Origin of the sequence: Mucilaginibacter sp., from assembly GCF_036383575.1 — a bacterium.
Taxonomy (GTDB): domain Bacteria; phylum Bacteroidota; class Bacteroidia; order Sphingobacteriales; family Sphingobacteriaceae; genus Mucilaginibacter.
On record NZ_DASVOB010000775.1, the window covers coordinates 1 to 16578 of the forward strand.

Genomic DNA, 16578 nt, shown 5'->3' on the forward strand with positions numbered 1-16578 from the left:
ACAGGTAGGTAATAACCGAAATAAACGCCGCCAGGTGCAATACTGGATTCATTTGCTGAAAGGTTAGCGTATTATAAGTAGCCGCGCCCGTCCTGATGCTCTCCCTGATCTCCCATATCAAAATACCTTGTTCCGGCAATAAGGGGATGAAATGCAGCAGGTCTTTCGAACGGAATTTATATTCTGGCCGGGTTGCTTTCAGCACATAAAAATAGATCAGGGGGCCCAACGTCAGCGAAAATTGCAGGGGTAGCCAACTCCAACGGGGGAAATAAACCTCCAGCCTGATGTCAATACACAGGATCCAGGCTACCCACAAAACAATGGTTACAAGGGCTATGGCAAAAATCCGGTTGGCGGTCCTGTTGATGGCTTTACTAAACCATAACAACAGGGCAAAAGTGAGCCCGATAAATATCGTTCCCAGGAAGGCCAGGTCGTACAGGTTAATATGGAAGGTATATGGATTCAAGTATATCTGCTATTTCAATTGCCATTCCAAATTTATATCTAATTGATGTATAGATGGCTATCTGATACATTAAAAAAACATTGTAATAATACCGGACATCAAACCGTGCGGTTTTGGATTAGCTACAACAAAAAAGAGGCGGCATTACGCCGCCTCTTGTCAACATATATGATCCTCCTGATATTAATAACCTGTGTTTTGTTTCAGGGCAGATGATTTACCTGTTGATTCAAGGTCTATCTGTGCCTGTGGTATTGGATAAACTTCGTTTTTGCCTGTGGTAAAATGAGCACCGGCAACGTCAGATATAGTTTTTCCATCATAACCAAAGTATGTGGCTAACGACTGCTGTGCAGTACCCCAGCGCACAATATCAAAGAACCGGTGTCCTTCCATAGCCAGCTCCAGCTTGCGTTCAAAATAAATGGCTTTTAACGCTACATCCTTACCTGTAAAATAACCTGATGGATAAGTACTAATAACATAATTTGCAGCCGGCGTAGTGGTGTACCCTCCCATCGGGTTAGCCGGGTCTTTATAGGTATACACAAAGCCAGCCGGTTTGGCCGCCCTTGCGCGTACCATATTTACATAAGCTAAGCCCAAATCGCCGGTACCTAACTGAGCTTTGGCCTCGGCAGCCATCAGCAGTACATCGGCAAAACGGATAATGTTAACCTGGTTTGCATTTCCCGGCGCCCAGGAATGAGCGTCGGCCAAAGTACCTTTACTTGCCTGGTAATAAACGTTCTTTTTAGGCGAGTATGGCCCTGCCGAACTCTGCTCGCGGATCCAGTTTTGACCGGGATGATTTCCCCAGTCAAGGTAAGGGATACCACGGCGGCCAACTGTCCAGTCTAAACGGGGATCAAGGTTTCCGGCATCAAGCGTGAACGCTGCACTTGATGCTATACCCTGGTCATTGGCGACAGGATGGCTATTGTAATCATCTAAATAAGGCAAACCGGAGGCATCGGTACGAAATGAATTGGCAAGATCTTCTGTAGGCTGAAAAAATCCGCAGCATCCGAAAGGGCTGTTGTACGGATAGTTGAGCATATCGCCGTTATTGGCCTCGCTGATGGTATTGGTACCATCATTAGCAGCCTGTTGAATGGCAAAAACAGTTTCCTTGTTATTTTTGGTTGCCGCGTTAAAGTTATCAAAGTAATTATCGGTTAAGCCATAAGCTACACCTGCAGAGTTTGTACCGCCGGTAATAACTTCCGTAAATGTTTTATCGGCATCAGCATAATCTTTTTGATACAGGTAAGTTTTAGCAAGATAAGCGCCCGCTGCCCATTTATTAACCCTGCCAACCTGGGTTTGAGTTCCCGGCAGGTTTGCATAGGCATACTTAAAATCGTCCACGATCTTTGGCCAGATATCGGTAGTATTAGGCTGCACGAAATTGGTTGTAGTTTCATCGATATAAGGCACATTAGCAAACATTTTCTTCAAATCAAAATAGTAATGGCCACGTAAAAACCTCGCCTGGCCTATAATATTAGCCTTATCAGCATCAGTAATGCCGGTTACTGCCCCAACAGTTTTAAGTACGTTGTTTGCCCTGGTTATCCCTTCGTAATCAGCTATCCACTTACTGTTTAAAAACCCGTTACTGGCATCAACAGTAAAGGTAGCTATGGAATTAATAGCAGGCTGATCGATACCGGAGCTGCCTTTGTGTGCATCACCACCTGCAACACTACCATAGATCCAGTTATCAGGCGAGGTTTCCCAGGCCGAACCGCCTCCAAATGCGACATTTGTACCCGACTGGCCATCCAGTGCAGAATATGCGCCTATCAAAAGACCGTCTACCCCGGCAGCGCTGGTGATCTGGGCGGTACTAAGAGCGCCAAGCGCAGGCTGATCAAGGGATGATTTTTTACATGAGTTTTGAACTATACCAGCCGTGATAAGCACACAAACTGCTAAGCGTTGAATATTTTTCATAATGTCTTTGATTAAAATTTAACTTGTACACCTAATAAATAAGTACGGCTTGGTGAGTAATTACCCCTGTCCACACCAAAGTTGGTGCTGCTGGTGGTATTGCTGGTTGTGCCACCACCCACAATTTCCGGGTCAACACCGGTATACTTGGTTATGGTAATTAAGTTTGCGCCGGATACATAAACACGCAGGCTGCTCAAACCTATTGATCTGATCATATTAGGAGCAAACCTGTACCCTATCTGCATATTTTTCAGGCGCAGATATGAGCCGTTCTCAACATAATAAGAGTTTGGTACGGTGTTGGTACTGAATGAGCCATCAATTTCCTGGATAGGAGCTTTGGCGTCAGTGTGCTCTGGTGTCCAGGAGTCATATAAAGCTGTTTTGCTTTTTGCACCGGCAAAGTTGGCGTAAAAATCAGTCCACCATTTTACGTCGTTCCAGATCTTGTTGCCATATGATCCATACCAGAACATATTCAGGTCAAAGTTTTTGTAGGTAAAATCAAGGTTCAGGCCTCCTGTAAATTTAGGATTGGGGTTACCGAGCAATGTCCTGTCGTTTGCATCAATTTTACCATCGCCGTTAACATCGGCGTATTTAAAGCGACCAACGGCTGCATCGGTTTGGTAAGTGCCCCCGGCTTTTGCATTTGCGGCGTCAATTTCGGCCTGTGAGTTCCAGAAACCATCAATTTTGTAACCGAAGAAACCACCCACAGGGCCGCCCACCTGGTTACGGATAATGGAGCTACCGTTAAAACGACCGGAATTTTCATCAAAATACGGTTGTCCTACGGTAACTGCCTTTATCACGTTATGATAAGTAGTAAAGGTTAATGACGCATTCATTTTCAGGTCGTGCCCAAGGGTTTGATGTGTGCCTATGGCAATATCCAAACCTGTGTTATTCATAGCGCCAACATTACTGTAAGGCGCTGTAGCAGAACCTGCTGTACCGGGCAGATTTGGGTTAAACAACAAACCACTGATCATCTTTTTGTAGTAATCGGCAGTGATATCCCATTTCTGGTTAAAGAACGAGCCATCAAAACCGATGTTCAGGTTTTTGTCAAGCTCCCATTTGGCATCGGGGTTACCTATCCTGGTTTGGGTAAAGCCGGCTACGGTACTGGTTGATGTACCGTTGATATCATAATATGAATTGGTTTTACTGGCACCGAATGTAGTAAATGCGTTAGCGGGATCAACGTTGATCTGGTTACCCATTTCGCCATAGCCGCCCCTGATCTTCAGATCGTTTACCCAGCTCACATTTTTCATAAAGCTTTCATGCGAAATCCGCCAGCCTGCACTTACAGCCGGAAACCAGCCATATTGGTAGGTTGAAAACCTGGATGAACCATCACGACGAATAGTTGCATTTAACAGGAACTCATCGTTATAGGTATAATCCAACCGGGCTATCAGCGATTGTAATTTATCTCTTTCGATTGTGCTGTAAGCAGTTGGTGTACCGGTACCTGTTGATATGGTAGTGTAGTTTTTATCGAAGGTAAAATAGCCGGTATTGGTGGCGCCTAAAGTTTCATATCTGTTTTTGTAGTTCTCGGTACCTACCAATAATTTAACATCATGCTTATGGAAGGTTTGATGATAAGTTAAAGTGTTTGTCCAGGTATAATTGTAGCCGTTGAATGAATTTTCTGAATAGGAATTAGTTGTAGTATTTTCAGAGTTTTCATACTGCGGATAGGTAAAGCTGTGGTTATAATCGGAGTAATATTCGCCGCCAAACTGGGTACGTAAAGTAAAGTATTTAAGGAAATCTACTTCGGCAAACACATTACCAAACAGCCTATTATTGGCACCGTAATTATTGGCGGTGCGCTGCTGTACAGCCACCGGGTTAACTGCGTTGCCCAAATTAGCAGTATTATCGCCGGCGTAGTTGCCCATGATATCATATACCGGGATTATCGGCTGTTCACGGAAGGACATACCGATGCCCGAACCCTCATCATTTTCATTGATCAGCGGGTTTTCTGTTAAAGAGTATGACATGTTCTCGCCTACCCTGATATGCTTGGTTACATTGAAGCTTGTGTTTGCCCTTACGGTATAACGCTTATCGTAAGTATCTATCAGCGTACCTTTCTGATCAAAAAAGTTCATCGAGAACAGGTAGGTAGCTAAATCTGAACTGCCGCTTAAGGCAACGTTATGGCTTTGGATAGGTGCCGACTTGAAAATTTCGTGATACCAGTCGGTACCAGATTTATTTGATCTTGTGATCCTGTAAAAGCCTGAAGGGTCGCCGGAAGTATAAAATGGATTTACATTGTATTTAGCCGGATCAACCGCCGGGTCGCCATCGTGTATGCCATAAGGATCCGATCCGCCGGCGCTGATATAATCAGGCAATACATCGCCGTTTGGCCCATAAAGGTTGCTGGTTAAATCAACAGCTATCCCTTTCAGGGCAGCAGTGTTTTTGATGGCCAGGTTGCGCAGGCTCATCATCTCGGTAGGGTTAAGCAGATCAAATACATTGCCCCCCTTTGGCACCTGGGTACCATAGTAAGCATCATAAGATACACTTACCTTACCTGTACCTTTTTTAGTGGTGATCACAATTACACCGTTTGCCGCACGTGCACCATAAATAGATGCAGAGCTGGCGTCCTTCAGTACCTGCATGCTGGCAACATCATTTGGGTTGATGTCGCTTACATTGGTTGTTGGCACACCGTCAACAACATACAAAGGCTGGTTGTTGCCAAAAGTGTTTGCACCACGAATTTTAACAGAAGGGTTTTCGCCCGGCTGGCCGGATGCGATAACAGTAACGCCCGCGGCCTGGCCCTGCAGCTGATTTTCTACAGATGATGTGGGTTGCCTGGTGGCCGCGGTCATATCTACCACAGCCACAGCGCCTACCAGGTCTTTTTTACGCTGGCTGCCGTAGCCAGTCACTACCACCTCGTTCAAGGTGTTGTTGCCGGGAGCCAGGGTGATCTTTAAATTGGCATCGGCACCTACCACCACCTCTTTGGTTGTAAAACCGATGTAGGAGATGACCAGGGTGCCGCCGGAGTTCAGGGAGATGGAAAAGTCGCCGTTAACATCAGTTATCGCGCCTGTTGCAGCCCCTTTAACACGTACCGAGGCCCCGATCACCGGCAGTTTATCATCACTGCTGATAACCTTTCCTTTGTACTTTGTTTGAGCTGTAACTACCATCGAAGAAACTAAGCAGCATAGCAGCACACCCAGAAATCTTCCTTTTAGGAGTAGACTTTTAAACATACGATTGAGATTTGTTGATTATATAATTGGGTTTATTGTAAGCGCAAAAAACAAGCGGGAATGGAGCGATGAATAGTTGTAAAATACTGCGTTCCGTATCTCACCCCGGAACGCAGTTCAATATCATTTCTCAAGTGACATTGATCAACTAAATCTCAAATGACCTGTTATTAAATCATTTAAGCTCTTGAATGCACATGTAGTTCAGATACTTCCTGGCGCAGGTTTACAGGGCAATCCTTTCAAAATTGAAACACGGCATTATGAAATCCTTCCCGGTTATGAAAGCATAAAAAATGCTTCCATTTATAAAGTCTATTTATGCAACAGGGGCCTGCCGAATTATGAAGCCCAGCTACTGTTATGGTTTATTATAATTGTTCACAAATAATAAAATAATAGTTTTATAGATTTTAATAAATCGACAAAACCCAGCATCCGTAAGACAAAAAGGCGGGATAATGCGACAAAGATTTTTTTATTGATCTTTAGCGGGAATTGCGGAGATTGAATATCTTAGTACAAGTTTTTAAACCTGCTCAAAAACCATTTATAAACAGTTTTATGCACCGCACATCGGTTTGCTTTTAAAAGACGGCCATAGGATAACCCGTTAAACGGGCCTGGAGCAAAACTCTTTTTATTTACCAGTTATACTAATGCTGCAATGTATTTACTTAAAATACTTCGCCCCCTCTATTGTAAAAATAATACTGCGTGATATATGAATATCTTTATTAATGCTTTTATAAACGTATTTTAACTATGGATGACAATAATCATATCATAGGCTTGAGTTTATACAATAAAAAATTTAAGGTTTTAGCGCATATATGTGTTTGGCTTGTATTAATGTTACTGCCTTACATCATGCACTCCTACCATGTTGATCCCTCCCGCTCCTACAGTCCCGAAAACATGAGCGATTTCATGAAGCTGGATTACGTGGGCTATTTTTACTGGATCATCGTATTCTATTTCAACAGCACAATCCTGATCCCTAAGTTGTTTATGAAAGGGAGGTACCTGTACTACGCGTTGATCTCTGTAGCCATTTACGCATTGTACCTGGTTTTGCACCACTATATTTATATCCTCTTAGAAATTGACATTCCGTATAACCTGGCACGGGCCATCTGGTTTAAATTACCGGCCTTTTTCCTGACCATGGCTGCAAGCCTTGCCTATACTACCATTAATGACCTGCTGAGATACAGGGAAAAACTGCGTGAAACTGATAAGGAGAAGTTAAAGACCGAGCTATCTTTTTTGCGTTCGCAGATAAGCCCTCACTTTATATTTAATGTGCTCAACAATATCGTGGCCATGGTAAGGTTAAACAGCACCGAGCTGGAACCAACGGTAATGAAACTATCGGGCTTAATGAAATACATGCTTTATCATACCGACGACGATAAGGTTAACATCAAAGTAGAGGAAGAATATCTAAACCATTACATTGACCTGCAGAAGCAGCGGTTTGGAAAGAAAGTTAAGATAGAAAGCAGATTTAATATAACAAACGATCAGCAGCTTATTGAACCCATGCTGCTGATCCCTTTTATCGAAAACGCTTTTAAACACGGCACAGGCACGGTCGAAAATCCTTTTATTACCATTGAGTTATTTACCGATGACCAGTTTCTGAATTTCAACATTATCAATAAATATAACTCATCAAGTAATGAGCAGAAAGAAGAAGCCTCCGGTATAGGAATCCCTAATGTAAGCCGGCGGATAAATTTATTGTATGAAAACAGGCACGAATTAATTATTAAAGACAAAAACAATCTTTTTGAAGTTAACTTACTATTGAAATTAAAAGCATGATAAATTGTATTGCAGTTGATGACGAGCCGTTTGCCTTGAGTTTGCTTGCCGATAATATCAGTAAAATTCCCTTTTTAAATTTAAAGGCAGTCTGTGATGATGGATTTTCGGCCAATACGGTTTTAAACGAAAACGATATAGACCTCATATTTATTGACATACAAATGCCTGGCATCACCGGGCTTCAGTTTATAAAAACGTTGGTGAAGAAACCGCTGGTCATCATCGTCTCTGCCTACAAAGAGTATGCGATGGATGGATTTGCGTTAAACGTTGTTGATTACCTGACCAAACCTGTGCCGCTTGATCGTTTTATGCAGGCTTGCAATAAGGCTAAGGAGCTTTGTGAACTCCGGGCATTAAAACAGTCATTAAATATAAGTGCTACCGCTCATAACCATACCTTTTTAAATTCGGGCTATAGTGTATTGAAAATTGTATTTGACGAAGTATTATACGTGGAAGGATTGAAGGACTATGTTAAAATATACTTTTCGGGTAATAAAAAACCTGCAATTGCACGGCTTAGTTTTAAAAGTATAGAAAGCAAATGGCCGTCTGATTTCATGAGGATCCATAAATCATTCATTGTCAACAAACAAAAAATCGATTCGGTATCCAAAATGGCCGTTGTGATCAATGAAAAGGAACTCCCCATCGGCGAAGTATACCGACCGGCATTGTTAAATTTCATTGAATCGTTTGAAATGTAATATCTCCATAAAAAGTAAAGGCTGCATAATGCAGCCTTTACTTTTATTACTTATCGATAGGTTAGAGTAACCTTAAAATCAAAATGACCACCATCCTGACTTCCTGAATAACTCTTACCTGACAAATTAAAACTATGCTTTTGCCTGGTTGATCTCTTTAATGGCATCCTCCGCGGCACTTGCAGACGCTGTATCATTAACCTTTTTCCGGGCCTCTTCAATTTGCTGTAACGCGGCAATGAGTTTTGGTGCGATACCATACTTTTTGAAACTTACAGCAAGGTCCTTAATGGTGTGAATACCCTGCAATACGTATTGCGGATTTTCCAGTTTGCCTATCATTGCCGGGAACGGGCCGCGCGCCAGGTCAAATTTTACCTGAACAGAAGCTTTTCCGAAAGCATTGATCACATACAGCCATTCTTTATCCGAGCCGTTGGAAGCATAAACCTGAACAATGGCTTGCCCCAGTTTCCCTTTGTCATCTGCTTCCATGCTTTTGGCGCTTTGGAAGGCATCTTCGGGTGCCACACTGTTTAATGCAATAAGAGCAGCCCCTTTTACTGTATATGACGGACTGGAAAGCGATGCTTTATAAATAGCAACATATGTTTTGGATTTTGTGTTCCCTAAAATGCCGATAGCGGCTGCCCGCACAGGATAGTTTTTATCATTTTGCGCAATACCAGCCAGGATCGGCAATGCAGCTTTCGCTACTTCTACGCTATCCATTTTAAGCCCCTTGATCGCTTTTAGCTGCACACCATGGTATTTATCCTTTAAAGCAGCAAGGACGATGTCCAAACCCTCTTTTGAGGTTTCCTGATTGGTAGCAGCGTTTAAAGCCTCCAGCCTGTCAAGATAAAGCGGGGCATGATGATATTGATAGTTAAACTCGGTTAAGCTCTTATGGTCGGTCTTTTTGGTAAGCAGCACCTTATCAGCATCAACATTAACCAGATCCGGCTTTACAGGGCTATTAAAGGTTAAAGTATCATTCTTTTGTGTAAGCCAAACCTGTTTCCTTGTGATCTTCCCTCCTGCATACAAATCCACCGCTATAGGAACATGGAATATTTGACCGTCCTGCTTTTGGCTGATAAATACCTTTTGCTGATGATCCGATTCATTCCATTGATAAGTGATATCCAACACCGGGTGACCTGCGCCATAATACCACTGATTAAAAAACCAATTCAGGTCTTTACCGGATATTTCTTCCATGGCCAACCTAAGATCATGAACTTCACCATTTTTAAAGCTACGGTTCTTGAGGTATAGCCCTAAGCCTTTAAAAAAGGCCTCATCCCCAAGGTAATTACGAAGCATAATTAAGACTAATCCGCCTTTATCGTAAATATTAGCACCGTTTATCCCTTCCTCGTCAGTATACACGAATGGGGTTAAGGCCTGTTTATAAGCAGTACCATTATTTAAATAAGCCTGCAATTCATCATATCGCTTGGCGTCTCCGTCGTCTTTACCGTATTTCTTTTCGTTCCAGTATTTCTCACCAAAAACCGCGAACGATTCGTTAAGCGTTTCGTTGCTCCAGCTTTCGCAGGTAACCAGGTCGCCAAACCATTGGTGAAAAAGTTCATGGGCAATTGTAGTCCCTCCCGAGCCGTTCGGATCATCGATCAGATCCCAGGGTGACTTTTGTACATATTCACCGTGTAAAGTAGCCGAGCTGTTTTCCATAGCCCCCAGCGGATAATCACGAACAACAACCTGGCTGTATTTTTCCCAGGGGAAATCAACACCTAAGGCTTTCGAATAAAATTCGATCATCTCAGGCGTTTGCCCGAATATTTGTTTAGCATAGGGTGCATAAGCAGGCTCCAGGTAATAGGAAACCTCTTTATTGCGCCATTTATCTTTATATATCTTAAAATCACCGATCGCCATCATGAACAGGTAAGGGCAATGCGGCAGCGACTGTTTCCAGGTATCCGTACGGGTACCATCGGCGTTTTTCTTTTGGCTGATGAGCAAACCGTTAGATAGTGTGGTATATTTTGCAGGCACAGTCATGCTAACCTGTTCGGTTGTTTTTTGATCAGGCTTATCGATGGTCGGGAACCAGCAGGATGAGCTTTCGGCTTCGCCCTGCGTCCAGATCTGGGTTGGTTTGCCGGCTTCCTTACCCAAAGGGTTTACAAAATACAAGCCTTTTCCATCAAGCTTAAAACCGGGTTTATCATGCAGCTCGTTAGGTTTGGCTGTATAATCAATAAATAGTGTATAACGCTCTTTTTCGGTATAGGTCCTGTTAAGCTGAATAGCTAACGAAAGGCTGTCTTCATAACGGTAACGCAGCGGTATCACCTTCCCGTTTTCAAGGATCCCGATGGTTTTAATATCCATGCCTTTGGCATCAAGCCTTACCGAATCTGTAGGGTAAAAATGAGGTTTCAGGGTAACCCACTCTTTTCCGTATAAATATGATCTTTGATAATCGAACCTTACATCCAGCCGCGTATCTATCAAATCATTGATTTTAACGGCGGTTTCATGATAATAAGGAACTCCGGGAGCATGATGATTGAGTTGAGCTTTTGCCGGTGGCAGAAAACCCGCAGCCAGCATCAAACCAAAAAATAAAGTTTTGTATGTTTTTCTCATTTAATAAAACGTTTTACCTAATGCTAAGATACATATCTGCATGAATAAACTGTAAAAGAGTTGCCTGTAAAATCAGCTCTTTTCACACCAACATTTATTTATTGTAAAAAAGAGATGTTAGCTTATAAACAGGCGGATCATATTCTAAGAGGCTGTTTAAATTTAAAAATGTAGAGACGCATCACATGAAAACTTTTCAAACAAAATTAAACCGCTTCCTAAGATATTACCGGACAGGTACAAAAAGCACGGCATCCGCCACAATCACGCCGTCGGCATTTTTATTGGAAATTTCCACATACGGTTTCTTTTCTTGTGACAGGTTATATACCCCCAATGAAAGCCACTCCCCTGAAGTTTGCCCTTCTACATGCAAATCAGCCTGATCAATTACCTTTTCTGTGACCTTTGCCCCATCATAAATAGTCACATATGTTTTTGTTGAAGGATTTGCGACCTTAGGAAAATAGGTATAAACATGGTAAGCGCCTTTTTTTAAATTTCCCGGCGCAAACCGCACTGATTTTGGAACCCCGGCCCTGGAATCATCAGTAAGATAGGTTGGGCCATAGCCACCGGATTTTTCTGTTTTCCAATCGCCTGTTATGTGGGCATCCTCATTATCAACCAGTACCTCCGGCGTGCTTCCATCCGCAAGCGGGTCACTCATGAGCAAGCGTTGAACCTCTTTCACATTAACCTGCTGAATTGCAATCTTTTTATCAATAGCCTGGCACGCCGCCACTGCAGAAGACTGACCTAATACCATAAATACCGGCTCCATCCGGATTGATCCGTAAGCTATATGACTTGCAGACAAGCATACCGGGACAAACAAATTAGCAGCTTCCTTTTGCTTTGGAACTATAGCCCTGTATGAAACAGCATATGGTGCAAATCCGTGTACCTGAACATCGCCCTCATTTTTTACACTGCCATTCACTACCAACCTTTCGCAATTATGAGAGTCCATGCCATATGCCGCCATTCCTACACCATCGTCTACCCGTTCTTTTCCCTGGCAATGATGCTGGGTCATAACCAGTTCACCGATCATTCTACGAGCTTCCCTAATATAGAGCTGGGTTGTCCAGTTCCCGCTGTCCGTATATTCATCTTTAGGATAGCCCCATTGTTTCATTTCGTTCCTGATATAGTCGGGGATACGGGAATCATTGCCGATAAAATAAAAGAAGCCTTTTGTATAATCTTCATGCTGCTTCCATATTTTGGCCCGCGTGTTATAATCTGCTTCGGGATACTCCCAGTTCATCCCGATCATATCTGTAGAAAAACCTCCGTTATTGTTAATGTCCGTTTTTCCGTTTGGCATCTTACTTATAATAAAAACATCAGAAATTGTTTTCCATGGCTGTTTCTCTTTTAAACGCAATAACAGCTCATACTTTAGGGGATCATAATTTTCAGGTTTTGAGATCGGGATGCGGTTTTCTGGCACATTGGTTAACGTAATACGAAAATTGTACGCCTGCACTTTTTTATCGCCCGCACCATTATCCTGTAGCGCTTCTTCACTTATCCCCCACAACAAGCCGCTTTTCGGGTCGCCCGGCACTTTGTATGGATCAATATCATCCGGGAACTGGTGCTTGTCGAGTAATTCAACACCATTAATGGTTTCATCATATTTGTTATTAGCTTCCCTCCCTACTGTATAGGAAACACCTGAACGTGCCATCAGATCTCCTTCATAAGTACAATCGATAAACACCTTAGCCTGAATGACCTTATTGGTACCGGCCGAAGGCTTATAACTATCCTCAAGGGTAATTTCCTTTAACTGATTTCCCTGTTTCTTTACATTTATCAACCTGTTCCCTAATAAAACATTAAGGCCGGACCGTTTTACATAATCATTAAAGATCCCCTCGGCTACTTTTGGCTCAAATATCCATTGTTCAAATTTGCCGTAATGTGAGCCTATACGGCGATAAAAATCACGCGCCAAACCTGTTACCACATATTTATTCCCAATATCGGTATACCCCAGACCTCCTGAGCTCATACCACCTAAATGTTTTCCCGGTTCAATCAAGATCACTGTTTTGCCCATCTTTTTTGCGGTATAAGCAGCAATTACCCCTGCGGAAGTCCCTCCATATACACAAACATCAGCATTGATTATGTTGCGACTTTGCGCGTTAACCCCGGATGGGACAAGAAATTGGGCTATTGTGGTCACCAGAATGATCACTTTGATATTTTTCATAATTGTTTATTGAAGGCTATCTCGATCATCCTCTTCAGCATCATTAGTCCAAAACCAAGAATGAATTCCTTATAGCGCAAGCACCTCGCCATTGGTCTTTCGGTAATTTTTTTACAAAGTGTTAAAGCACATCGGGCATGCCGACATATCTAATTAGGTGTTTCTTGGTGAACCGGTTCTGCATCTTTTTCCGGCTCCTGTTCAGAAAAAAGGAATACGGCAGCACTAAAAATCACCGATATGAACCAATAAATTCCCAGCAGCATTAATTCATTTTTCAAAATCGATTCGGATGTCCAAATACTTTCCACCCCTATTTTTGTATGACGAACAGATAGGTTAAGATAATAAGTTTCGCAACCATCGTATTTGGGAAAACTGTGACCGCAGGTTCTAATAACAGAAGGAGTATGCACGCTACCAATGACCACGGTACTGTCATTTGATGGCAACTTCATAACATATTTACTATATACGTTATAATAACCGAATATTGAGCAGACAAGTAAAATAATTAGCCCAGAAAGTACATATTTTTTCACAACAGTAGAAAGGCCGTTTCTTGTATTTAAAATAAAAAAACCTACAATCAAAACAATTACTTGCGCTGGGCCTGTAATAAAATGAGAAAAACGAACAGGGGGCCCAATCGAGTTAAGAAAGCCGCCAAATAAAGTAAAAATACCAGTAACAGTGTAAGCAACTTGTTTTAGCTTGAGCTTTTCCATGTTATCAATAAGGTATTCTAAACTCTTTGATGATACCATTCAATGGCCAATAAGCATAAAGGTATTTGTCCTGAAAGATAAAGGCAGCCCACTGAAAGTTTTTTTGAAGATTACTTACCCTACAACTATGCGTATCATTTTGAAATGCAGGAAGAGCATATTCGTAAGTGTAAAGTCCGAGATTCTGTTTAAAATATTCTCTTAAGACTTTACTTTCCTTCTCATAGTTAGAATAATTTTTTACTCGACCGGGAATTACACCAAAATTAGAAGCTATTTGACCTGCTGTGGCAGTCCCGATATCTTCTGTAATAAAAATATCGAATGCTTGTTGCTGTAAATAACGATTATCAACGGCCAATTGTAATGTATAACTACTTGTATCAATATAATTGATAAGTTCTTCAAGTTTCTTACCCTTTTTTCCGTCACTATCTACCAGACCTTGTCTAAATGACATAAAATCAGCATTAGCATTAGCTAAGTAACAATACGTTGCGGCGGTAGTTCTCGTATTGGAATTTGCTTCAACAATTTTGCTATTCCATTCTGCAAATCGGGTCTCAAATTTGTCGTTCTTATTCGACAGGCTATCTACTTTAGCCTGCATTTTCAAATAACTTTGAATTAATTCCTGCTGACGATTGTCCTTAATTGTATCTTTTAGCTTGTCCAGTATCTGATATGTTGTCTTAAATTTGAGTGCCTTACCTGTAAAATAGACACTATCAAATTTATGATCAACAACGTTTTTCCACTTTAAAGTGATCTGTTTAGACCGGGTTAATGAATCTATCTTACCAACATTTAAAACATTCCAAATATTGGAGGAGTTTGAATCAATTTTCATTTGAGCAGAAACACGATTGTAAGGTAAAATAAGGCTTACTATAATACAAAATACAATCGCTAGTGTTTGATACCGCATTGAATTGTTTCCCATGATTTCAATATGATAAGTTTAAGTTAATCCATTGTTATAAAGCTATTTAAATAAACACACAAAAGCAAATATCATACTAACTTTTATCTTGCAACGTTTCTAAATTGCTGATTATTGGCACCTCAAATTCTAAGCCCTTTTTTAAGAACCTTGAATAAGGGCTTCAAATTAGTGGATATATCCATTCTCTGGCTTAAATTTACCGCTAAGGAATACCGATTACAAGTCAACATCATTTTAAATTGACTGCATATGAAACGCCTACTCCTCTTCCTGCTGCTTTTCCCATTGGCTTGCAGTGCACAACATGTGTTTAAAACTGACTTCCAAAATTTCTGGGCGATGCGCGACAGCGTGTTGGTCACTGCAGATACGGCAAAGCAACTGAATGCTATTAATCGATTGTATATTGATAAGGCCAGTGACGGGCTCAAGGCATTTATGCGGAATAAAGAAGGCCTTGACCGAAAATGGCTTAATTTGATCAAGGTTTACCCGTCCTTTTGGGATTCCTTAAAGATGAAAACGCCGTTGGTTGACAGGGCAGCGGAAAAGCTTGAAAAAGCGATCACCCATTTCCAGGTTCTTTATCCGGAACTAACACCCGCGCAAACCTATTTCCTGATCGGCATTCGTCAACAGGGCGGTACGGTTCGCGGCAATCTTTCGCTGATTGGTGTAGAAGTTGTTTTAACATCCCCGGGAATAACAGAAGATGAACTGGTACGCATGGGCATACATGAATATGTGCATACGCAACAAAAGCGCCCCGACTTTCAAAAGATCAATGTCCTCATGTCTTCGATACGAGAAGGCGCCTGCGATTTTTTATCATTCGTTATTACCGGAATAGCTATAAACTCTGCGTACATGTCCTACGGCTTGAAGCATGAACAGGAAGTATGGCTTTCGTTTCAAAAAGAGATGTATACCAATCAAAATGACCATTGGGTCAGCACCGGCAATAATCCAAGTTTGCCCGCCCCTGATCTGGGATATTTTGTCGGCTACCAGATCTGCAAAGCTTATTACGAAAAAGCTGCTGATAAGAAAAAGGCCATCAGTGAACTGATCAACCTCAACTACCCCGATGACAGCGCTGTCACCGGCTTTTTAAAACAATCAGGATATAAAGGACATTGAGCTATAATATGATTATAACCGTTGCCAATAAGTAGTACAACTCAATTACTTAGTCTGGCAATCTGTTTTTTGCTTGGTTTTTGCCAGTATTGGCTCTGCAGAATTTTGGGTGATTTCCTGCACATTAATTTTATTAACGTATCCTGCTTCAGTGCTCACCACACTAACGTAATTTGCTTTACCCTCAACTACTGTTATTTTTAATGGTGTTGATTTTTTCCCATTTGATAATCCGCCACTCACTACACTAACTGTGTGGTCGCCAACGGGAAGATCATGGATTGAGAACGATTTGTTTTTTAGCTTGCACGTCAACTGATCATCGATGTAGAACCGGTAATTAACGGCAGAACCTGCGTAACCTGTAAGCCTGATTAGATAAACCTGCCCTGTTTTTGTTTGTGAAAAAACATTGAGCGAAGTTGTAAGCATAAATGCAAATACGGCCAGGAATTTAATTGTTTTCATATTGATATATTAAGGTAGTTTAATTTAAAAATTGATAAGTGTCTTCAATCTCGTCAGGGTTGATATTGCAGACCAAATCCGAATTGACTGTTTGAATAGATTGATTAGGATATTCAGGGGCAAAAAGCAGGTGGGAATAGGCAGCTGATTTTTTTTCATTGATGTGAGGCTCAGATACTCAAATATAACTTTTTT

The 16578-nt window shown here is 41.7% G+C and carries 11 protein-coding genes; 3 read left to right on the forward strand and 8 right to left on the reverse strand.

What is annotated here, in order from left to right:
* The 3 genes from VF500_RS27515 to VF500_RS27525 all read right to left on the reverse strand — a co-directional run.
* A partial coding sequence (locus VF500_RS27515; protein ID WP_330862733.1) for a hypothetical protein occupies positions 1 to 472 on the reverse strand: 472 nt, incomplete at its 3' end.
* A 183-nt stretch (positions 473 to 655) separates the two neighbouring features.
* A complete protein-coding gene (locus tag VF500_RS27520; RefSeq protein WP_330862734.1) occupies positions 656 to 2431 on the reverse strand; it encodes a RagB/SusD family nutrient uptake outer membrane protein in 1776 nt (591 codons plus the stop codon).
* 11 nt (positions 2432 to 2442) lie between these two features.
* Positions 2443 to 5703: a TonB-dependent receptor gene (locus VF500_RS27525; RefSeq protein ID WP_330862735.1), complete on the reverse strand. Its 3261-nt coding sequence runs from the start codon at positions 5701 to 5703 to the stop codon at positions 2443 to 2445.
* 765 nt (positions 5704 to 6468) lie between these two features.
* On the opposite strand from VF500_RS27525, the gene VF500_RS27530 reads away from it, so the two are divergent.
* Both VF500_RS27530 and VF500_RS27535 read left to right on the forward strand, forming a co-directional pair.
* A complete protein-coding gene (locus tag VF500_RS27530; RefSeq protein ID WP_330862736.1) occupies positions 6469 to 7533 on the forward strand; it encodes a sensor histidine kinase in 1065 nt (354 codons plus the stop codon).
* Positions 7530 to 8246, forward strand: coding sequence for a LytTR family DNA-binding domain-containing protein (locus VF500_RS27535; protein WP_330862737.1), 717 nt, complete (start codon positions 7530 to 7532; stop codon positions 8244 to 8246). The genes VF500_RS27530 and VF500_RS27535 overlap by 4 nt, the downstream gene beginning before the upstream one ends.
* 132 nt (positions 8247 to 8378) lie before the next feature.
* Here VF500_RS27535 and VF500_RS27540 read toward each other — a convergent pair whose 3' ends face one another.
* The 4 genes from VF500_RS27540 to VF500_RS27555 all read right to left on the reverse strand — a co-directional run bounded on the left by VF500_RS27540 (position 8379) and on the right by VF500_RS27555 (position 14772).
* The gene (locus VF500_RS27540) at positions 8379 to 10871 is read right to left on the reverse strand and encodes a M1 family aminopeptidase (protein ID WP_330862738.1); all 2493 of its coding nucleotides are present in this window, start codon (positions 10869 to 10871) and stop codon (positions 8379 to 8381) included.
* Between the two features lie 226 nt (positions 10872 to 11097).
* Entirely contained in the window at positions 11098 to 13101 is a 2004-nt protein-coding gene (locus tag VF500_RS27545; RefSeq protein ID WP_330862739.1) for an FAD-dependent oxidoreductase, read from the reverse strand.
* Positions 13102 to 13250: 149 nt separating this feature from the next.
* Complete coding sequence (locus VF500_RS27550; protein ID WP_330862740.1) at positions 13251 to 13829, reverse strand: hypothetical protein; 579 nt, start codon at positions 13827 to 13829, stop codon at positions 13251 to 13253.
* A 4-nt stretch (positions 13830 to 13833) separates the two neighbouring features.
* The gene (locus VF500_RS27555; protein ID WP_330862741.1) at positions 13834 to 14772 is read right to left on the reverse strand and encodes a hypothetical protein; all 939 of its coding nucleotides are present in this window, start codon (positions 14770 to 14772) and stop codon (positions 13834 to 13836) included.
* Positions 14773 to 15024: 252 nt separating this feature from the next.
* Here VF500_RS27555 and VF500_RS27560 point away from each other — a divergent pair, with 252 nt between their 5' ends.
* A complete protein-coding gene (locus tag VF500_RS27560) occupies positions 15025 to 15915 on the forward strand; it encodes a DUF2268 domain-containing putative Zn-dependent protease (protein ID WP_330862742.1) in 891 nt (296 codons plus the stop codon).
* Positions 15916 to 15960: 45 nt separating this feature from the next.
* Here VF500_RS27560 and VF500_RS27565 read toward each other — a convergent pair whose 3' ends face one another.
* On the reverse strand, positions 15961 to 16383 hold the full coding sequence (locus VF500_RS27565) for a hypothetical protein (protein ID WP_330862743.1): 423 nt from the start codon (positions 16381 to 16383) through the stop codon (positions 15961 to 15963).
* Between the last annotated feature and the right edge of the window lie 195 nt (positions 16384 to 16578).